17 protein-coding genes are annotated in these 19,358 nt (G+C 56.0%); 3 read left to right on the top strand and 14 right to left on the bottom strand.

The genetic code is table 11. The features are described from left to right. Positions 1–34 precede the first annotated feature (34 nt). From CKF42_RS01565 to CKF42_RS01555, 3 genes are read right to left on the bottom strand one after another with little or no spacing between them, the layout of a single operon-like run. A complete protein-coding gene (locus CKF42_RS01565) occupies positions 35–1,810 on the bottom strand; it encodes a SmdB family multidrug efflux ABC transporter permease/ATP-binding protein (protein WP_111207330.1) in 1,776 nt (591 codons plus the stop codon). After that, entirely contained in the window at positions 1,803–3,572 is a 1,770-nt protein-coding gene (locus CKF42_RS01560) for a SmdA family multidrug ABC transporter permease/ATP-binding protein (RefSeq protein ID WP_046102021.1), read from the bottom strand. Before CKF42_RS01560 ends, CKF42_RS01565 begins: the two co-directional genes overlap by 8 nt. A gap of 16 nt (positions 3,573–3,588) precedes the next feature. Beyond that, a complete protein-coding gene (locus CKF42_RS01555; protein WP_111207329.1) occupies positions 3,589–4,059 on the bottom strand; it encodes an Lrp/AsnC family transcriptional regulator in 471 nt (156 codons plus the stop codon). 116 nt (positions 4,060–4,175) lie between these two features. Between CKF42_RS01555 and CKF42_RS01550 the strand changes: the two genes are divergently transcribed. Then, positions 4,176–5,210 carry a PLP-dependent cysteine synthase family protein gene (locus CKF42_RS01550; protein WP_009091687.1) on the top strand — a complete coding sequence of 345 codons (1,035 nt, stop codon included), beginning with the start codon at positions 4,176–4,178 and terminating at the stop codon, positions 5,208–5,210. A 34-nt stretch (positions 5,211–5,244) separates the two neighbouring features. On the opposite strand, the gene cof is transcribed toward CKF42_RS01550, so the two are convergent. Continuing rightward, on the bottom strand, positions 5,245–6,066 hold the full coding sequence (cof, locus tag CKF42_RS01545; RefSeq protein WP_058956364.1) for an HMP-PP phosphatase: 822 nt from the start codon (positions 6,064–6,066) through the stop codon (positions 5,245–5,247). A gap of 93 nt (positions 6,067–6,159) precedes the next feature. Here cof and CKF42_RS01540 point away from each other — a divergent pair, with 93 nt between their 5' ends. Then, positions 6,160–7,878 (top strand): SgrR family transcriptional regulator, encoded by a 1,719-nt coding sequence (locus CKF42_RS01540; protein WP_111207328.1) that lies wholly within the window; start codon positions 6,160–6,162, stop codon positions 7,876–7,878. Between the two features lie 41 nt (positions 7,879–7,919). Next, positions 7,920–8,615 (top strand): 7-cyano-7-deazaguanine synthase QueC, encoded by a 696-nt coding sequence (gene queC / locus CKF42_RS01535; RefSeq protein ID WP_111207327.1) that lies wholly within the window; start codon positions 7,920–7,922, stop codon positions 8,613–8,615. Positions 8,616–8,662: 47 nt separating this feature from the next. On the opposite strand, the gene CKF42_RS01530 is transcribed toward queC, so the two are convergent. The 10 genes from CKF42_RS01530 to CKF42_RS21300 form a co-directional block, all read right to left on the bottom strand. After that, a complete protein-coding gene (locus CKF42_RS01530; protein ID WP_009091695.1) occupies positions 8,663–9,061 on the bottom strand; it encodes a thioesterase family protein in 399 nt (132 codons plus the stop codon). 97 nt (positions 9,062–9,158) lie between these two features. Continuing rightward, positions 9,159–9,512: a helix-hairpin-helix domain-containing protein gene (locus CKF42_RS01525; protein ID WP_111207325.1), complete on the bottom strand. Its 354-nt coding sequence runs from the start codon at positions 9,510–9,512 to the stop codon at positions 9,159–9,161. Positions 9,513–9,652: 140 nt separating this feature from the next. Continuing rightward, on the bottom strand, positions 9,653–11,521 hold the full coding sequence (gene ppiD, locus CKF42_RS01520; RefSeq protein WP_111207324.1) for a peptidylprolyl isomerase: 1,869 nt from the start codon (positions 11,519–11,521) through the stop codon (positions 9,653–9,655). Positions 11,522–11,768: 247 nt separating this feature from the next. Next, positions 11,769–12,041 carry a nucleoid-associated protein HU-beta gene (gene hupB, locus CKF42_RS01515; protein ID WP_009091701.1) on the bottom strand — a complete coding sequence of 91 codons (273 nt, stop codon included), beginning with the start codon at positions 12,039–12,041 and terminating at the stop codon, positions 11,769–11,771. Between the two features lie 215 nt (positions 12,042–12,256). Continuing rightward, complete coding sequence (gene lon, locus CKF42_RS01510; protein ID WP_046101355.1) at positions 12,257–14,611, bottom strand: endopeptidase La; 2,355 nt, start codon at positions 14,609–14,611, stop codon at positions 12,257–12,259. A gap of 186 nt (positions 14,612–14,797) precedes the next feature. Next, positions 14,798–16,069, bottom strand: a complete 1,272-nt coding sequence (gene clpX / locus CKF42_RS01505) for an ATP-dependent protease ATP-binding subunit ClpX (protein WP_009091705.1) — start codon at positions 16,067–16,069, stop codon at positions 14,798–14,800. Positions 16,070–16,203: 134 nt separating this feature from the next. Continuing rightward, on the bottom strand, positions 16,204–16,827 hold the full coding sequence (clpP, locus tag CKF42_RS01500) for an ATP-dependent Clp endopeptidase proteolytic subunit ClpP (RefSeq protein WP_009091707.1): 624 nt from the start codon (positions 16,825–16,827) through the stop codon (positions 16,204–16,206). Positions 16,828–17,162: 335 nt separating this feature from the next. Beyond that, positions 17,163–18,467 carry a trigger factor gene (gene tig / locus CKF42_RS01495; RefSeq protein ID WP_009091709.1) on the bottom strand — a complete coding sequence of 435 codons (1,305 nt, stop codon included), beginning with the start codon at positions 18,465–18,467 and terminating at the stop codon, positions 17,163–17,165. 293 nt (positions 18,468–18,760) lie between these two features. Further along, positions 18,761–19,075, bottom strand: a complete 315-nt coding sequence (gene bolA, locus CKF42_RS01490; protein WP_008924895.1) for a transcriptional regulator BolA — start codon at positions 19,073–19,075, stop codon at positions 18,761–18,763. Between the two features lie 95 nt (positions 19,076–19,170). After that, positions 19,171–19,358: hypothetical protein (locus CKF42_RS21300; RefSeq protein WP_233501016.1), on the bottom strand; the 188-nt coding region annotated here is incomplete at its 5' end.

Below are 19,358 nucleotides of genomic sequence, written 5' to 3'. Positions count from 1 at the left end.
TTAGTCCGATAAAACTGCGCAAAAAAGGTGCAGGTCAGGCTTCCGCGGTGGCAGGCACGCCCGACGCGAGATCATCTCCGGCCTGCTGAAGCTGATACATCTGCCAGTAGCGGCCCTGCATCGCCAGCAGTTGCTGGTGCGTGCCCTGCTCGACCACCCGGCCGCGATGGAGGACCAGGATTTTGTCGGCGTCGATAATGGTGGAGAGACGGTGAGCAATTACCACCAGCGTGCTGTGCTGACGCAGTCTGGCCAGCGTCTGCTGAATCGCCTGTTCCGTGCCGGAGTCAATATTAGCCGTGGCTTCGTCCAGAATCAGTATCTGCGGCAGATCGACCAGCACCCGCGCCAGCGCCAGCAGCTGCTTCTGCCCGACCGACAGGTTATTCCCCTGCTCACCCAGCCGGGTGTGAATCCCCTCCGGCAGAGCCTGCGCCAGGGGCGCCAGCCGGACCTGTTCCAGCACCGTCCAGACCGCCTCTTCGCTGATATCACGGCCCAGCCGGACATTGGCCAGCAGCGTATCCGCCAGCACCACCGGGTCCTGCTGCACCATGGCGATCCCGTGTCGCAGCACGCTATGGCTCAGATCCCCAATCGGCCGGTCATCAATGCGGATTTCACCGCGCGTCACCGGGTAGTAGCCCATTAGCAGATTTGCCAGTGTGCTTTTGCCGCTGCCGGTATGTCCGACCAGCGCCACAAATTCGCGCGGCGCCACCTCAAGATTGATGTCACTGAGCACATCGCGGTTTTCACGGTAGGCGAAACTCAGATTGTTCAGCGAAATGCGGCCGGAAGCCAGCGGCTGCTGACTTTCGCCATACTGCTGCTGCGCGGCATCCATGAGTTCGAAGATGCGCTCACCGGAGACCACCGCCTGCTGCAACATCGACTGCTGTGTGGTGAGCTCAATCAGCGGCTCATTCAGGCGTCCCAGATAGGTGATGAAGGCATAAAGCACACCGACTTCAAATACGCCAGGCACGGAGAAGCTGAACAGAACCAGCAGCCCGCACAGCACCATCGCGGAAAAGAGGCTCAGCAACGGGCGCAGTAGAAAGCCGTCGAGACGCAGCGTTTCCATCCGCGCCAGGTAGTGAGAGCGACTGGCCTCGCCCATCCGCTCGCCGAAGCGGGCCTGCTGACGAAACTGCTGGATCACGCTCATGCCGCTGATCACTTCGTTAAAGCCGTTGTTGATGTCGGCCAGATAACCGCGAACCCGGCGGGCAATTGGTGTACTGAAGCGCTGATAGATCACCATCACCATCAGCACCAGCGGGAAGATCATCATCGCCACCAGCGCCATGCGCCAGTCAAGGCTGAACATCGCCACCATCATGGCCCCGACCAGCGCGGCACTGCGCAGCACGGTTGAGACCACCGTGACGTAGAGATCGCGGATGACTTCGGTGTCGTTGGTCACGCGTGAAATAATCTGACCGACCGGCTGGGTATCGAAGGCGCTCAGCGGCTGACAGAGCGCGGCATTCATCACATCGCTGCGTAACCGCTGCACCACGCCGATCGCCGCCCGGTTGAATAACAGCGCCTGCCAGTAGTGGAGCGCGGCGGCCAGTAGCTGAAGCAGAATGAAACTGACCAGCAGGCCGGCGACCAGCCCCCAGGGCATCTGATGTTTCGCCACCAGATTGTCGATAAAGTAGCTGACCAGCACCGGTCCGGTCACTTCAGCAGCGGCCGCGATCCAGAGCAGGCCGACGGCCAGCGACAGGGATTTACGCCAGGGCTTACCGTAGCTCAGCAGGCGCTTCAGGGTAGGCCACAAGCGGGCAGACTTAGCCATGCGGCACTCCTTTCTCATTTTCATCATCATCCAGTGCGGCTTCCAGCTGCTGATAACGGAACATATCCCGATACCAGCCGGGCGTTCCGCTCAGCGTATCGTGGTCGCCGCGCTGGGCGACGCTGCCCTGCTGCATCACCAGAATTTCACTGGCTTCCGTCAGCGCCGATAAGCGGTGCGCGCTGATAATCAGCGTGCGTCCCTCTCCCCAGATGCGCAGGTTATGCAGAATTTCATGTTCGGTTCGGCCATCCACCGCAGAAAGCGCGTCATCCAGAATCAGGATTTCGGCATTCAGCAGCAGAGCCCGGGCAATGGAAAGGCGCTGCTTCTGTCCCCCGGAGAGCATCACACCCCGCTCCCCGACTTCCGTTTCATAACCCTGTGGCAGACGCAGGATATCGTCATGCACGCAGGCGAGCCTGGCGGCCTGTTCGATCTCCTGCCGGGTCGCGCCCGGTTTCCCCAGCGCAATGTTATTAGCCACGCTGTCAGAGAAGAGGAACGGCGTCTGGCTGACCACCGCCAGACGGCTGCGCCAGCTGTCGAGCCGCAGCTGCGGCAGCGGGATCTGGTGGTAGCGGATATCCCCCTGCTGAATGTCAAAGTGGCGCTGAATCAGGCTGAGCAGCGTGCTTTTGCCGCTGCCGGTCGGGCCGCACAGTCCCAGCATCTGACCGGGTTTCAGCTGAAAGCGGACATCGCTTAACACCGGCGCCGTGCTGGCCGGATAGTGAAAAGCTCGAATCGCCACCTGAAGCGTTCCGGGGTCAGGCGGCAGCGTTTTGTCACCATCTTCCACCGCCGGTGCTTCCGCCAGCAGCGCGCCGATGCGGCTCCATGCGGCACTGCCGCGTTCGACAATATTAAACATCCAGGCCAGCGCCAGCATGGGCCAGATCATCAGGCCGAGATACATCACGAAGCTGGTGAGCTGACCCAGCGTCATCTGATCATGCCACACCAGCCAGCTGCCGCCGCCAATCGCCAGCAGGTTTGAAAAGCCGATGGCGATATAGATAGTGGGATCGAAACGGGCATCAACCCGCGCTACGCGCAGGTTTTTCTCACCGGTGTCGCGGGCGATAGCGGAAAACTGCTGTGACTGATGCTGCTCAAGCCCAAAGGCTTTGATCATGCGGATGCTGGTCAGGCTCTCCTGCGTCTGGTCGTTAAGGCTGGAAAAGGCTGCCTGAGCCAGCTTAAAGCGATCGTGCAGTTGATTACCGTAACGATGGATGACGATCGCCATCACCGGCATCGGCACCAGCGAGAGCAGCGTCAGCTGCCAGCTGATCTGGGTGCTCATCACCAGCAGCACGCCACAGCCCATAACCAGCGAGTCCACCAGCGTCAGCACCCCTTCCCCGGCAGCAAACACCACCCGATCCACGTCGTTAGTGGCGCGCGCAATCAGGTCACCCGTGCGATGGCGCAGATAAAATGCCGGTTGCTGACGACTCAGCTGACGATAAAAATCTTCACGCAGCTCGACCGCCAGCTGGTAGGAGGCGCCAAACAGCAGCACGCGCCAGACATAGCGCAGCAGATAGACCACGACCGCCGTTGCCAACATGACCCCAATCCACATCATGATGCGACCGGTACTCATGGTGTCGCCTGTCACGCCGTCAACAATGATCCCCACCACATGCGGCGGCAGCAACTGCAGAACAGCAATAACAATCAGCAGGATGACCGCGCCCAGATAGCGTCGCCACTCCCGCAAAAAATACCAACTTAACTGACTGAATAATCGCACAGCGCTGTTCTCAATCTCAGGCCCCCAGAGGGGCAACGGGTAAAGCCGTGGTGTATTTAATCTCTTCCATGGCGAAGCTGGAGGTCACATCGATCAGGCCGGGCACGCCGTTGACTAATCGCTTATAGAAAGCATCATAGCTTTTCATGTCGGCCACCTGAATGCGCAGTAGGTAGTCATACTCGCCTGCCATGCGGTAAAAGGCCATCACCTCCGGCATGCTATTGACCACCGAGACAAAGGCCTGATACCAGTCACGGCTGTGCTGCCGGGTTTTAACAAACATAAACGCCGTCAGTGACAGGCCGATTTTGTCACCGTCCAGTAACGCCACCCGCGCGCGAATAATGCCATCATCTTCCAGTTTTTTCAGTCGCTTCCAGCAGGGCGTGGTCGTGAGGTTGACGGCATCTGCCAGCGCCTGCAGCGACAGCGTGCAGTCCTGCTGCAGCAGCGCAAGCAGCTTAAGGTCAGTTTTGTCTAACATTCGCGTCTCCGGGAGAATCATTTTCTCCATTAACGCGATTTTAGCGGTAATTTTGCAATCTCTTTTTCCTGCACGTGCCATAAAATAGCCGGACTGTTTATAACCGGATGACTGAGATGCAGACCTGCTGGATTCGCCACGCTATCAACGAAATTAACGCCGATTTTCAGCGATCGGCCGAGACGCATCTGATCCGTTTCGATCTGGCGGATTTTCCCGGCATCTGGTTCTACCTGAAAGATGAGAGTACCCATCCCAGCGGCAGCCTGAAGCATCGCCTGGCGCGCTCCCTGTTTCTTTATGGCCTCTCTAACGGCTGGATTAAACAGGATACGCCGATTATTGAAGCCTCGTCAGGCAGCACGGCTGTTTCTGAGGCCTACTTCGCACGGCTGCTGGGACTGCCCTTTATTGCGGTGATGCCAGCCAGTACAGCAAAACGGAAAATTGAGCAGATCGCCTTTTATGGCGGGCGGTGTCATTTTGTCGAGGATCCCTGCCAGCTCTACGCGGAATCTGAGCGGCTGGCGCGTGAACTGAACGGCCACTTTATGGATCAGTTTACCTATGCTGAGCGTGCAACCGACTGGCGCGGCAATAACAACATCGCGGAGAGCATTTTTCGTCAGATGCAGCATGAACCCTATCCGATCCCTCATACGGTGATTATGAGTGCGGGCACCGGCGGCACCTCCGCCACACTGGGGCGCTATATCCGCTATCAGGGACTCGAAACGAAACTGCTGGTGGTCGATCCCCAGCACTCGGTGTTTTTCGATTACTGGCAGCAGCGTGATGCCACCCTGACCAGCACCCGTGGCAGCCTGATCGAGGGGATTGGCCGTCCGCGGGTCGAGCCATCATTTATGCCCGATGTGATCGACGAAATGATCAAAGTGCCGGACGGCGCAACGCTGGCCGCGATGCTGAAACTGGAAAAGATTCTGGGACGCAAGCCGGGTGCCTCTACCGGCACCAACTTCTGGGGCATGATGCAGGTGGCGAAACGCTTACGGGCGGCAAATCAGTCAGGCGCGCTGGTCACGCTGTTATGTGACAGTGGCGAACGCTATCCCGACAGCTACTATCAGCCGGAATGGGTGGCAAAACATATCGGTGACATCACGCCGTGGCAGCGCGAGCTGGCGTAAAAAACCGGACTTCCTGTCCGGTTCACGGCAATCCTCAGCATTCGGGGGAATACGCGAGGTGGGGTGTCGCCAGCCAGTGATTTAAATAATGGGACACCGCCTGTGTCCCGCAATGCCCTAACACCGGCAGATGCGGAAGCGCCCTCTTTAACTGCGCCATCGCATTGCCCATGATGAAACCCTGCCCGGCCTGAGCCAGCATCTCGCGATCGTTCATCGCATCCCCGAACGCCATACACTCCGCCATGGTCAGGGAGAGGTGGTCACACAGCAGCGCCAGCGCGCTGCCCTTGTTGCAGTTTGCGGGCAACACTTCAAGACAATCCTCCGCAGAGAAACAGATGTTGACCTGATCGCCCAGCACGGCATCCAGCTGCGTTTTAAGCTGACACAGGTGCTGATGCCGATCGATGAAGCAGATTTTTGTTACCTGATGCGCGGGCAACGTTTTAAGGTCGCACAGCTGATAGCCAAATCCGCTCATCTGATGCGCCACCAGCAGTTCAGGCTGCGGCCGGTCGGTAAACCAGCCCTGGTCGTTAAAGATGTGCATCGTGGCAGTCGTCTCCCAGTGACGATGGATCACCTCTTCGGCGACGGCAGAAGGCAGATCGCATCCAAACAGCCGCGTACCCTGCCGGTCATGTATGCGGGTGCCATTCCCCGTGATAAGCCAGGCGGGCAGAATCATTTTTTCCCGCAGAATCTGCATCTCCAGCAGATGGCGGCCCGTCGCCAGCGCGAGATGAAGACCCCGTGAATGTAACGCCTGAAGACTCTCCAGTGTCTGCTGTCCCAGCTGGTGATCCGGCAACAGCAATGTGCCATCCATATCGAACGCGGCTAAACGCATCATGACTCTCCTCCTGCTGAAAAGTTGAGTCCCACTATTGCCTGTTAATTACGGAACTAATAGTGAATACTTTTAAAAAATTGTTCCGGGTTTACGATGCGCGAACTTCACCGTATTCATCAGTTTCAGCGCCTGTGGCAGCAGAGTCAGGGGGCGCCTCAGCAGACCTGCGTGGCGGAGATGGCCCGTCACTGCATCTGCAGCGAGCGTCATCTGCGCACGCTGCTGTCACACTGGCAGCAGGCGGGCTGGCTCAGCTGGCGGGGTGAAGCGGGCCGGGGTAAACAGGGCCTGGTCACTTTTCTGCGCACGCCTGAAGCGTTACGCCAGCAGCTGCTGCAACGGCAGCTCGATACCGGCGCGGCGGCAGACGCCTTGCAGCTGCTGGATCTGCCGCCGGAGCGGCTGATGACTCTGCTGCGCCCGATGATGGGGGGACAGTGGCAGAACGATACGCCGGTGCTGCGCATCCCCTACTATCGCCCGATGGAGAGCACAGCGCCGCATCAGATTACCGGTCGGGCTGAACAGCATCTGGTGCGCCAGATCTACTCCGGCCTGACCCGCTTTGAGCAGGATGCACCGGTCGGCGATCTGGCTCATCACTGGCAGCACGATGAAACGGGATGTCACTGGCTATTCTGGTTACGGCCTCAGCTGAGGTGGCACAACGACGAGCCGGTTCAGGCGGAGCAACTGGTGTCGCAGTTTCGTCAGCTGTTGCAGGAACCGCGCGTCGCACTGCTGCTGGCCGACGTGGAGAGCGTGGAAGCGCCGCATCCGCTGGCCCTGCGTTTTGTGCTGCGGCAACCTGATTTCTGGCTACCGCACCGGCTGGCGCATCTGCTGTGCCTGCTGCCCCATCCCGATCATCCCGCCATCGGCAGCGGTCCGTGGAAACTGCGTCACTTCAGCCCTGAACTGGTCAGGATGGAGAGTCATGCGCAGTGGCATCTGCAGCGTCCGCTGTTGCAGGCGGTGGAGTACTGGATTACGCCACAACTGTTCGACCCCCGCCTGGGCAGCAGCTGTCGTCATCCGGTGCAGATCGCCATCGGCGATGCCGCCGAGCTTAAGACGCTGCAACCGGTCAGCAACAGCATCAGTCTCGGTTTCTGCTATCTGCTCTGCCGCCCGCGTGACGGATTTACTGCCGAACAGGCGCACAGCGTTTTCCATCTGATCCAGCAAAGCGGCATCGTCAGCCGGCTGCCTCTTGATGAAGGCTTAATTACGCCCAGCAACGAACTGTTGCCTGGCTGGCCGGTGCCGCCGATCGAGGCGATGCCAGGCCCCCTGCCCGCCACGCTGACACTCCACTATCAGCTGCCGGTTGAGCTGCATCAGATGGCGCAGGCGTTATGTGAATTACTCAGGCAGCACGGCTGTCATCTCCAGGTGTTTTTTCATCCGGTCAAAAGCTGGCAAACCATTCATCAGCTTGATGAGGCCGACCTGGTGATGGGCGATCGACTGATTGGCGATGCCCCGGTGTTTACACTGGCGACCTGGCTGGCACTGGACCCGCTGTGGCGGCCTCTGTCAGCGACCCCGCAGGGCAAAGCGGTACAGAGACAGCTGCTGGCTATCCAGCAGATTGCTGACGGTGAGGCCCGCTCCCGCGCGCTGCATCAGCTTTATCATCAGCTGATGGCGGACGGCATCCTGCTGCCGCTGTTCAACTATCGCTACCAAATCTACGCGCCGCCCGGCGTCGAAGGGATTGAACTCAATACGCTGGGCTGGTTCGATTTCAGCCGCGCATGGATTCCGCCGCCGATTGATCCGCCGTGCAGCTGTTCAGCGGCGGAATGAGGCATTACCATAAGCGCAAAATTACTTATCAGGGAAATGCCATGAAACGCGCTGTTGTTGTTTTCAGCGGTGGACAAGATTCCACAACCTGCCTGGTTCAGGCTTTAGCACTTTATGATGAGGTGCACTGCGTCACCTTCGATTACGGACAACGCCATCGGGAAGAGATTGAGGTGGCCCGGGATCTGGCTATCAGGCTGGGTGCGCGCGCGCACAAAGTGCTGGATGTCACCATGCTGAACGAACTCGCCGTCAGCAGCCTGACGCGCGATAGCATTCCGGTACCCGCCTACAATCCTGACGCCACCGGATTACCGAGTACCTTTGTGCCGGGTCGCAATATTCTCTTTCTGACGCTGGCCTCGGTTTATGCCTATCAGGTAGAGGCCGAAGCGGTGATCACGGGCGTCTGCGAAACCGATTTTTCCGGCTATCCCGATTGCCGCGATGAGTTTGTTAAAGCCATGAACCAGGCGGTCACGCTTGGCATGGCGCGCACTCTCCGCTTCGAGACGCCGCTGATGTGGCTCAATAAGGCGGAAACCTGGGCGCTGGCGGACTACTGGCAGCAACTGCCGCTGATTCGCGAAGAGACGCTGACCTGCTATAACGGCGTGAAAGGTGACGGCTGCGGTGAGTGTGCAGCCTGTCATTTACGGGCCAACGGCTTAAAGGGTTATCTCAACGATCGTGCGGGCGTGATGGCCGCAATGAAAGCAAAGAGCGGCCTTAACTGAGGCCGACAGTGATGGCGGCAGCGATCGGGTTTGCCGCCTTTTTTCTCTCATGCCATCAGGCGCATCAGTCGCTCCCGCAACGCCCCTTCCAGGGTGACCGCCTTCTGGGTGCGCAAATCGATGCAGACAAAGGTCAGCGCAGCATCGGCAACCACTGTCTCCTGGCCTGCCAGCAGCACCCGCTGTGCGATGACGCCACTCCTGCCATTTAACTGCGTAATCTCACTGTCGATGGTGAGTACGTCGCCCAGTACGGCCGGGCGACGGTAGTTGATGTTAATATTGACCACCACAAACGCCAGTTTCTGCTCCTGCAGCCAGTGGAATGCTTCAGCCTCTTCCAGCCATTGCCAGCGCGCCTCCTCAAGAAATTCAAGATAACGCGCATTGTTAACGTGCTGATAGACATCCAGATGGTAGCCGCGCACTTTTATGGTGGTCTGCATGGTCATGCTCTCCTGCTTTGGGTGAACTGGTTGGACCTGTTCACTGTAGCAGAGCCGCCGGTTCAGCGCGGGTTATGCATCACAGATGCGTGTTGCCTCACAATTTCAGCCGGCCTGCATTACGTTCTATCAGCGCATTCCCGATCCCCGGCACTTCGCTGAGTTGCTGGATCGCGCTGAACGGTCCGTACTGTTCGCGATAGCTGACAATGGCCTGGGCCTTTTTCAGCCCCACGCCGTTCATCACGGCAGAGAGCTGTTCGGCCGTCGCATTGTTGATGCTGACCTGACCCGGCTGAGCAACGTCGCTGATCGCTTTTTCCGGGGCAGGCAATGCGTTCTGGCTGATGGACGTGCTGGCAGGATCGGGGGCCGCAGCGACGCTGCTGTGGCAGAACGCGCCGCCCAGCGCGAGTGAGAGATAGAGGGCAACGACTTCATGTTTAGCCATGCTGTGTTTCTCCTTGTGTGTAAACAGCAGCGACAGAGTGTCACGACAGTACACAAGGCACAAAAGCGGGATTTCAGAAATGGAAAAGGCCGCGAATGCGGCCTTGGGTTATTACAGTGATTTCGCGGTTTCTGCGAGGCTTACTGCATTTGTGCGGCTGCGCCGTACTTGATTTTTGCCTCTTTGCGCAGATTTTGCAGTAACGCTTCAAAGGCCAGTTGGGCATTGTTCTGCGTGACACCTTTGACCATTTCATCAATCTGCGCCTGTGGCATGGTGCCGGTTTTCACCTTATCCACGGCCACCAGCACTACGTTGCCCTGCATATCTTCACTCACGCCCCATGATGGTTTGTTATCCGCAGGCTGAGGCAGATTAAAGGCAGCCTGTGCCACCGGATCCTGTACGTTGCGATCGACCGTTTTACTGGCGCTCAGCGTCAGGCCTGCTGCGGTCAGCGCATCCTGCTTACCGGCTTTAAGCGCATCCAGCAGTTTGTCCGCCTGGGCTTTCGCCTGCTGCGTCGCTTTATCATGCTTCAGCGTGTCGGTGATCTGCGCCTTAACCTGATCCAGCGGTTTTACCGCTTCCGGTTTGTGATCGCTGATACGCAGCACAAAGGCGCGGTCGCCATCCACGCTGATGATATCGGAGTTATTACCCGGCGCACCGTTCTGTCCCACCAGGCCACCGTTAAAGATAGCCTGCTTCACCGGATCAAAGTTAAGCGCGTCTGGCAGTGAATCCTGACTGAACCAGCCGGTCTCCTGCGCCTTCAGACCGGAAGCCTGCTCGGCACCCGCCAGTGACTCATTATCGTTGCTCGCCGCTTCGCTGACTTTCTGCTGCAGTTTGTAGAAGGCATCAACGCCCTTCTCCTGCTTCACTTTCGCGGCAATCGCGCTGTGAACGTCAGCCAGCGGCTTAACCTGCTCTGCCTGGATATCGTCAAGACGCACGACCAGGAAGCCCACTGACGATTTGATCACGCCCGACATCTGGCCTTTCTCTGTCAGGCCCGCATTTTTCAGCTCATCCGGTGTGGTAGACGGTTCCAGCCAGCCCATGTCGCCGCCCTTACGCGCGGAGATAGGGTCAATGGATTTGGCTTTTGCCACGTCCGCGAAAGAGGCGCCCGCTTTCAGCTGAGCCAGAACGGCATTAGCATCCGCTTCCGTTTTGGTCTGGATAACGCTGTAGCGGGTACGCTGTGGCTGCGTGTAGTCCGCTTTATGCTGATCGTACCAGGCCTGAATATCCGCCTCGCTGGCATCCTGCTGCATGCTGGCGGCATCCATCAGGATGTAGCTGACGCGGAACTGCTCTGGTGCCATAAAGCTGCTTTTATGCTGCTGATAATACTGGCTGATTTCGTCATCGGTGACGGTCTGTTTCGCCGCCAGCGCGTTCACATCCAGCGTCGCCTGACGGATATCACGCTGCTGTGACACCAGGTCCACCAGCCGGCTCGCTTCGCCTTTCAGCGTGAAGTCGGTATTGGCAACGGCATTGATCAGCTGTTGATTGGAGAGCTGTTTACGCAGCGCTTCAGCATACTGGTCAGCACTGAACCCCATGCTGCCGATCAGATTGAGGTATTTCGCATTATCGAATTTACCGTTGGTCTGAAAAGCCTGCTGGTTGAAGATAGCCTGTTTGACCTGATCGTCACTGATGCTGAGGTGGAGATCTTTGATATAGCTGTCAAGCAGCGCCCGGTCGATTAACTGAGACAGCGCCTGCTGACGCATCTGCTGCATGTAACCGTCGTTGCTGGCCAGCTGAGAGAACTGGTCACCCAGCATCTGCTGCTGACGACTGCGTTCGCTGTTGAACGCCTGCTCCAGCTGCGCGCGGCTAATCTCCTGACCGTTTACTTTGGCCGCATAGTCGTTATTGCCGCCAATCAGATAGTTGCCAACGCCCGTCAGCACAAAGGAGAGGATAATCAGCCCCAAAATAATCTTGAGCACGACATGGTTCGACGCCGCGCGTAAATTGTCCATCATGGTATGGCAACACTCCGCTGTAGTGTGAATGTAAAGCCCGGTCGCCCTTCGCCTCTGGCTGGCGACTCACGCAACTGCTGGCTTAGCTGGCAGTCTCAATCCGGTCCAGGTCCATCTAACGGCCCGATTTTCACCGATTAAAACAAAAAAGGCACATCTCATTGATGTGCCCGTATGTTACATGAGAACGCGTTCATCGTCCTCTCATCCACTGAAGAAAATGCGTCAATGAATCTGTTCGTTATTCTTAATTGACTGCGTCTTTCAAGGCTTTACCGGCACGGAAACCTGGCACTTTACCGGCCGGGATCGTGATCTCTTTACCGGTTTGCGGGTTGCGGCCAGTACGCGCAGCACGGTCACGTACAGAAAAAGTACCGAAACCGACCAGAGCCACTTCATCACCGTCTTTCAGCGCATCAGAAACAGAGCCCATAAATGCATCTAAAACACGTCCCGCTGCCGCTTTAGAAATGTCAGCATCAGCAGCAATTTTGTCGATCAATTGTGACTTATTCACTCTCTTCATCCCCTCTTTTATTATTTCACATCGTACCCCGGCTTCCCGCCGGGTACGAACGCGCAGCAAGTTATATCAAGCCTGTGGAGCCGAAACAACGGAATTTCTCTGAGAACGTCATGCCGGCAGCCACCTAAATTAGCGGCACAAAAAAAAGCTGGCAAGCGTCAATTGCCTTGCCAGCTTCGCTTTTTAACGGTTTATGCCGCTAATCACTATTTTGCTGTTGCGACCTGCATACCGTATGGCGCATTTTCCAGTGCCAGATTCAGCACCTCTTCAATGCGTTTCACCGGATGAATCGCCAGATCGGCAATCACGTTCTGAGGAATATCTTCCAGATCACGCTTGTTGTCGTCCGGGATCAGTACGGTTTTGATGCCACCACGGTGTGCGGCCAGCAGTTTCTCTTTCAGGCCGCCAATCGGCAGCACCTGACCACGCAGGGTGATCTCACCGGTCATTGCCACATCGGCGCGCACCGGGTTACCGGTCAGACAGGAGACCAGCGCGGTGCACATGGCGATACCGGCACTTGGGCCATCTTTTGGCGTCGCGCCTTCCGGAACGTGAACGTGAATATCACGTTTTTCGTAGAAGTCACCATTGATGCCCAGCTTCTCGGCACGGGCACGCACCACGGTCAGCGCAGCCTGAATCGACTCCTGCATCACTTCACCCAGCGACCCCGTATAAGTCAGCTTGCCTTTACCCGGCACACAGGCGGTTTCGATGGTCAGCAGATCGCCGCCCACTTCGGTCCACGCCAGTCCGGTCACCTGACCGACACGGTTTTCGCTGTCAGCACGGCCATAGTCGAAGCGCTGAACGCCCAGGAAATCCTTGAGGTTCTCGCCATCGATGGTGATGTGCTTTTTCGTCTTGTCCATCAGCAGTGACTTCACCGCTTTACGGCACAATTTCGACAGCTCACGCTCAAGGCTACGCACCCCGGCTTCGCGGGTGTAGTAGCGAATGATGCCGATGATGGCGCTGTCTTCAACCGTGATCTCACTGGCCTTCAGGGCGTTACGCTCAATCTGCTTCGGCAGCAGATGCTGCTTAGCGATGTTCAGTTTTTCATCTTCGGTGTAACCCGACAGACGAATCACTTCCATACGGTCAAGCAGCGGAGCCGGAATGTTCATGGAGTTTGACGTGGCCACGAACATCACATCGGAAAGGTCATAGTCGACTTCCAGGTAGTGATCGTTGAACGCAATGTTCTGTTCCGGATCGAGGACTTCCAGCAGCGCCGACGCCGGATCGCCACGCATGTCCGAGGACATCTTGTCGATTTCATCCAGCAGGAACAGCGGGTTTTTCACCCCGACTTTTGCCATTTTCTGAATGAGTTTACCCGGCATTGAGCCGATGTAAGTCCGACGGTGACCACGGATTTCCGCTTCGTCACGCACGCCACCCAGTGCCATACGCACATATTTACGTCCGGTCGCTTTGGCGATCGACTGACCGAGGGACGTTTTACCTACCCCTGGCGGTCCGACCAGGCAGAGAATCGGCCCTTTGATTTTGCTGACGCGACTCTGAACCGCAAGATACTCGAGAATACGATCCTTCACGCGCTCCAGGCCGTAGTGATCAGTATCCAGTGTCTCCTGCGCTTTACGCAGATCTTTCTTCACTTTGCTGCGCGCGTTCCACGGAACCTGTACCATCCAGTCGATGTAGCCACGCACCACGGTCGCTTCCGCCGACATCGGAGACATCATTTTCAGCTTCTGCAGCTCAGCTTCGGCTTTCTCGCGCGCCTCTTCCGGCATTTTTGCCGCGTCGATTTTGCGTTTTAACGCTTCATATTCGTCCGGCGCGTCATCCATCTCGCCCAGCTCTTTCTGAATAGCCTTCATCTGCTCATTCAGATAGTACTCGCGCTGGCTCTTCTCCATCTGCTTCTTAACACGGTTGCGAATACGCTTCTCAACCTGCAGCAGATCGATTTCAGATTCCATCATCGCCATCAGATATTCCAGACGTTCGTTAACGTCGGACATCTCCAGCACAGACTGTTTGTCTGCCAGTTTCAGTGGCATATGTGCAGCAACGGTGTCGGCAAGGCGCGCCGCATCGTCAATATTGTTCAGTGAGGTCAGCACCTCAGGTGGGATCTTTTTATTCAGTTTGATGTAGCCTTCAAACTGGTTGATCGCCGTGCGCACCAGCACTTCCTGCTCGCGCTCTTCAATTTCCGGCGAAACCAGGTATTCAGCTTGTGCCACAAAATGGTCACCGTTATCGGCCAGCGTCGTGATATGGGCGCGCTGTAAACCTTCGACCAGAACTTTGACGGTGCCATCCGGCAGTTTCAGCATTTGCAATACTGATGCCACGGTCCCTACTGAAAAGAGATCGTTAATGCCAGGTTCATCCGTTGAAGCCTCTTTCTGTGCGACCAGCATGATTTTTTTATCATGATCCATTGCGGCTTCAAGGCACCGAATTGATTTTTCCCGGCCAACAAACAACGGAATTACCATGTGCGGATAAACCACCACGTCGCGCAGCGGCAACACGGGGATTTCAATGCGTTCAGAACGCTCAGGATTCATAGAGCTCTCTCTTTGTTTAATGTCCGCCAGGTGATGGGAACCGCATCAGGCAGGTATGCAGTTAAACCCACAGGTATCTGAGTATATGGGGATGATTGTCTGACATTCAACGTCACAGAGGCGAGAAAAGCAAAAGGGGAAACATTTTCCCCTTTTTTAAGATAACAATGTGGACGATCTGTTTAATTATTCGCCAGATGCCTGCGCTTCGTGCTTACCGTAAATCAGCATCGGTTCAGACTGACCGTCAATAACTGACTCATCAATCACTACTTTTTCGACGTCATCCATAGAAGGCAGGTCATACATCGTTTCCAGTAACGCGCCTTCAACGATCGAACGCAGACCACGTGCACCGGTTTTACGTGACATCGCTTTTTTCGCGATAGCGGTTAACGCCTCGTCACGGAACTCCAGCTCAACGCCTTCCAGGTTGAACAGCGCCTGGTACTGTTTGGTCAGGGCATTCTTCGGCTCACGCAGAATCTGAATCAGGGCTTCTTCACTCAGCTCGCTCAGGGTCGCCACAACAGGCAGACGACCGATGAACTCAGGGATCAGACCAAATTTGATTAAATCTTCAGGTTCACACTGTGAAAGCAGTTCGCCTTCGCTGGCTTTCTGCGATTTCCCTTTCACGGTTGCGCCGAAGCCGATACCGGATCCGGTTTCAACACGCTGCGAGATCACTTTGTCCAGACCGGCGAATGCGCCGCCACAGATAAAGAGAATTTTAGAGGTATCAACCTGCAAAAATTCCTGCTGAGGATGCTTACGTCCGCCCTGCGGTGGAACCGCGGCTACAGTACCTTCAATCAGCTTCAGCAGCGCCTGCTGAACACCTTCGCCTGACACGTCACGGGTAATCGACGGGTTGTCAGACTTACGTGAAATTTTATCGATTTCATCGATGTAGACGATGCCGCGCTGCGCTTTCTGCACGTCATAGTCACACTTCTGCAGCAGCTTCTGGATGATGTTTTCGACATCTTCACCCACGTAACCCGCTTCAGTCAGCGTGGTTGCGTCAGCCATGGTGAACGGTACATCCAGCAGGCGCGCCAGCGTCTCAGCCAGCAGCGTTTTACCACTACCGGTCGGACCAATCAGCAGAATGTTACTTTTGCCCAGCTCAATACCGTTGCTGGTATCGCCATTGCGCAGACGTTTGTAGTGGTTGTAAACCGCAACCGCCAGCACTTTCTTCGCTCTCTCCTGACCGATGACATAATCATCAAGGTGATGGCGAATTTCATGTGGGGTTGGCAACGCACTGCGTTCACGATGCGGGGCAACTTCTTTGATCTCTTCGCGAATGATGTCGTTGCACAGGTCAACACACTCATCGCAGATATACACTGACGGCCCGGCAATCAGCTTTCGCACTTCATGCTGGCTTTTGCCGCAAAAAGAGCAGTACAGCAACTTTCCTGAACCGTCTTTGCGCTTATCTGTCATCAGTTAACCTCTTCTTGTTCTCAGGCCGTACCTGCGTACGGCGCAGGCCGTGCAGTGACGGCCGAAATTCATTCAACCCGTAATAGTACCGTTGTCCTGTTAACTATAGACCAGGGACAAGGGTAAGTCGGGTCTTATTGGCGATGCGTCAGAATTGAATCGACTAAGCCATACTCTACCGCTTCACTGGCAGAGAGGAAACGGTCACGCTCGGTGTCGCGCTCAATTTCTTCCAGCGATTTACCGGTGTGCTCAGCCATCAGCTCATTCATACGCTGTTTCACCTTCAGGATCTCGCGCGCATGGATTTCGATGTCTGACGCCTGGCCCTGATAGCCGCCCAGCGGCTGGTGGATCATGACGCGTGAGTTTGGCAGGCAGAAACGTTTACCTTTGGTCCCCGCGGTCAGCAGGAAAGCGCCCATGGAACAGGCCTGGCCCATACAGATGGTGCTGACGTCCGGCTTGATGAACTTCATGGTGTCGTAAATCGACATGCCAGCCGTGATCACGCCGCCCGGTGAGTTAATGTAGAGATAGATATCTTTTTCCGGGTTTTCCGCTTCCAGAAACAGCATCTGCGCGACGATCAGATTCGCCATATGGTCTTCGACCTGGCCGGTCAGGAAGATCACACGCTCTTTCAGCAGACGGGAGTAAATGTCGTAAGAACGCTCACCACGCGAAGTCTGTTCAACAACCATTGGCACCAGCGCATTGTGCGGTGCAGTATATTCACGATCGCCACTGTATGACATTACCGTCTCCTGGATAAATTTCATTGGCAACATTCTGTACCGATTCTACGAAAGACGCGCGGGAAACTCCACGCCACGTCTCTTTCCGACACCTTCAGGACGGTTAATCAGCCAGCCTCACTCTTCTTCCTGCATACTCCCTATATCTGGGGATAGTGCACGCCTGTTTCAAGCATAACAATCTTTTCCCTGTTCGCTAACCCGGAAAAAGCGATGCGTGAATAATTTGCTGGTTAATTAAGCAAATAGAGGGGAAGAATCGCGTGCTGCGCGTCAAAACAAAAAAGCCCGCGACTTTTCAGTCGCGGGCTTAGCACATACCGTTAAAGGTCTGATCAGGCCTGAGCGGTCTGGTTCATCAGATCCTGGAAGTTGGTCTCTTTCTCGGTCACTTTCGCTTTCGCCAGGACCGCTTCAACCGCCTGCTCTTCCAGCGCAACGTTGCGCATGTTGTTCATCAGCTCGTTATTCTTGCTGTAGAACTCGATCACTTCCTGCGGATCTTCATACGCAGAAGCCATCTCTTCGATCATGGTGTTAACGCGTGCTTCATCCGCTTTCAGCTCATGGGTACGAATCACTTCGCCCAGCAGCAGGCCGACAACAACACGGCGTTTCGCCTGCTCTTCGAACAGTTCACGAGGCAGTTCCAGCGCCTGCTGCTCATTGCCACCAAAACGCTGTGCAGCCTGACGACGCAGAACGTCGATTTCGCTATCAACCAGCGCAGCAGGAACGTCGATTTCGTTAGCCGCAACCAGACCGTCGATCGCCTGAGATTTGATGCGGTTACGGATAGCGCCTTTCAGCTCGCGATCCATGTTCTTACGGACTTCAGTGCGCAGACCGGCAACAGAACCATCTTCAACGCCGAAACGTTTGATGAACTCTTCAGTCAGTTCTGGCAGCTCGCGCGTTTCAACTTTCTTCAGCACGATCTCGAACTTCGCGTCTTTCCCTTTCAGGGTTTCTGCGTGGTAGTCGTCCGGGAATTTCACGTCAATGGTGAACGTCTCGCCCGCTTTGTGACCCACGATGCCTTCTTCAAAGCCTGGGATCATGCGGCCCTGGCCCATGGCCAGAACGAAATCAGAGGCTTTGCCGCCTTCAAACTCTTCGCCGTCAACGGAACCGTTGAAGTCGAGGGTCGCGCGATCTTCTGCACCGGCTGCTGCGTCGCTTTCAATCCAGTTAGCCTGCTGCTTGCGCAGGGTATCCAGCATGGTGTCAACGTCAGCATCGGTAACTTCAACCAGAGGTTTTTCGACTTCGATGTTTTCCAGGCCTTTCAGCTCAACTTCCGGATACACTTCGAACTCAACCGCGTAGGTGAAATCCTGACCTTCTTTGTACTCGCCTGGCACGTAGTTAGGTGCGCCAGCCGGGTTGATTTTTTCTTTGATGATGGCGTCAACGAAGTTGCGCGTCATCAGCTCGCCCAGCACGTCCTGGCGGACAGAAGCGCCGTAACGCTGTGCGACGATGTTCATCGGCACTTTGCCTTTACGGAAACCATCGATGCGAACTTTCCTGGCAACGTCAACCAGTTCTTTTTTTACTGCGCTTTCGATGCTGTCAGCAGCGACAGTAATCGTAATGCGACGGCCCAGGCCCTGAGTGGTTTCTACAGAAACTTGCATCTTGTTACCTCAAAAAATCACGTGCTCGGTCAACTTCAGACACCACACATCGTGAAATGCGCCGTATCCAACAACCGGGACGGCTTCCGTGAAGAGAACCTGATCCCTGTTACCAGAAGCGTCCCGAAGACATTCCGGAAAAATAGACGCAGCATTATAGCGGCATCGCTGGAATGAGTCGAGGATGGTAACTCACCACTTTTCAGCAGCTTTGCTGCTTTTTTGAGCCAGGGATCGCGTTTTTCGCTAAATAAACGAAAAAACGGCCCGCAGGCCGTTTCAGAGAAGGGAGATCAGGCGAGGGTTCCGGCCCCACGACAGTTCGGCGAAGCCAGCACGGTATCCTGCAATCCTTCCCACTCTTTCAGTGTGTAGGTGTGCAGGGCTAAGGCATGGACGCTGCCGGCGAGTTCTGCCGCCAGTTCGCCATAAATCAGACGGTGACGCGCCAGAAAGCGCTGGCCTGCAAAGCAGTCGCTGACAATGACCACTTTGAAGTGACTTTCGGAACCGGCAGGCACATTATGCCGGTAACTTTCGTCATGCACTTCCAGATGAGCTGGCTGAAATGCCACACGCAGCTTTTCTTCTATTTGTTCGCGGATCATGGCTATTACTCCTCAATGGCGAGCGCGGTGCCCCATCTCATTCAATCTTAGTCGCTTTTACTGCGCTTACCCGTCAGCCGACACGAAATATTCGCTCAGGCGTCGGCCAGCTTCCGGCGCGCATCATAACGCAGCTGAAACGAACAGCAAACAGACCCGCCAGTGACCCCGCGCAAAACATCTTCAGAGACAATTTCCCCTGGCGCAGGGCTTTTTTCACTGCCGGGCAATGCTATGATGAACGCCATTTTTGCAAACCAACCCCCTGACACCAACGAGAAAA

Origin of the sequence: Pantoea sp. ARC270 (assembly GCF_003236725.1) — a bacterium.
Taxonomy (GTDB): domain Bacteria; phylum Pseudomonadota; class Gammaproteobacteria; order Enterobacterales; family Enterobacteriaceae; genus Pantoea; species Pantoea anthophila.
Note: the sequence above shows the minus strand (reverse complement) of the source record. Positions and strands in the feature narration are given on the sequence as shown.

What these genes read in the sequence shown, in the direction of transcription:
- CKF42_RS01550 (WP_009091687.1), top strand. Translation starts at nt 4,176, where the DNA reads ATGCAGACCTGCTGGATTCGCCACGCTATCAACGAAATTAACGCCGAT.
- queC (WP_111207327.1), top strand. Translation starts at nt 7,920, where the DNA reads ATGAAACGCGCTGTTGTTGTTTTCAGCGGTGGACAAGATTCCACAACC.
- tig (WP_009091709.1), bottom strand. Translation starts at nt 18,467, where the DNA reads ATGCAAGTTTCTGTAGAAACCACTCAGGGCCTGGGCCGTCGCATTACG.
- CKF42_RS01525 (WP_111207325.1), bottom strand. Translation starts at nt 9,512, where the DNA reads ATGGCTAAACATGAAGTCGTTGCCCTCTATCTCTCACTCGCGCTGGGC.
- ppiD (WP_111207324.1), bottom strand. Translation starts at nt 11,521, where the DNA reads ATGATGGACAATTTACGCGCGGCGTCGAACCATGTCGTGCTCAAGATT.
- clpX (WP_009091705.1), bottom strand. Translation starts at nt 16,069, where the DNA reads ATGACAGATAAGCGCAAAGACGGTTCAGGAAAGTTGCTGTACTGCTCT.
- CKF42_RS01530 (WP_009091695.1), bottom strand. Translation starts at nt 9,061, where the DNA reads ATGCAGACCACCATAAAAGTGCGCGGCTACCATCTGGATGTCTATCAG.
- clpP (WP_009091707.1), bottom strand. Translation starts at nt 16,827, where the DNA reads ATGTCATACAGTGGCGATCGTGAATATACTGCACCGCACAATGCGCTG.
- bolA (WP_008924895.1), bottom strand. Translation starts at nt 19,075, where the DNA reads ATGATCCGCGAACAAATAGAAGAAAAGCTGCGTGTGGCATTTCAGCCA.
- CKF42_RS01540 (WP_111207328.1), top strand. Translation starts at nt 6,160, where the DNA reads ATGCGCGAACTTCACCGTATTCATCAGTTTCAGCGCCTGTGGCAGCAG.
- lon (WP_046101355.1), bottom strand. Translation starts at nt 14,611, where the DNA reads ATGAATCCTGAGCGTTCTGAACGCATTGAAATCCCCGTGTTGCCGCTG.
- CKF42_RS01565 (WP_111207330.1), bottom strand. Translation starts at nt 1,810, where the DNA reads ATGGCTAAGTCTGCCCGCTTGTGGCCTACCCTGAAGCGCCTGCTGAGC.
- cof (WP_058956364.1), bottom strand. Translation starts at nt 6,066, where the DNA reads ATGATGCGTTTAGCCGCGTTCGATATGGATGGCACATTGCTGTTGCCG.
- CKF42_RS01555 (WP_111207329.1), bottom strand. Translation starts at nt 4,059, where the DNA reads ATGTTAGACAAAACTGACCTTAAGCTGCTTGCGCTGCTGCAGCAGGAC.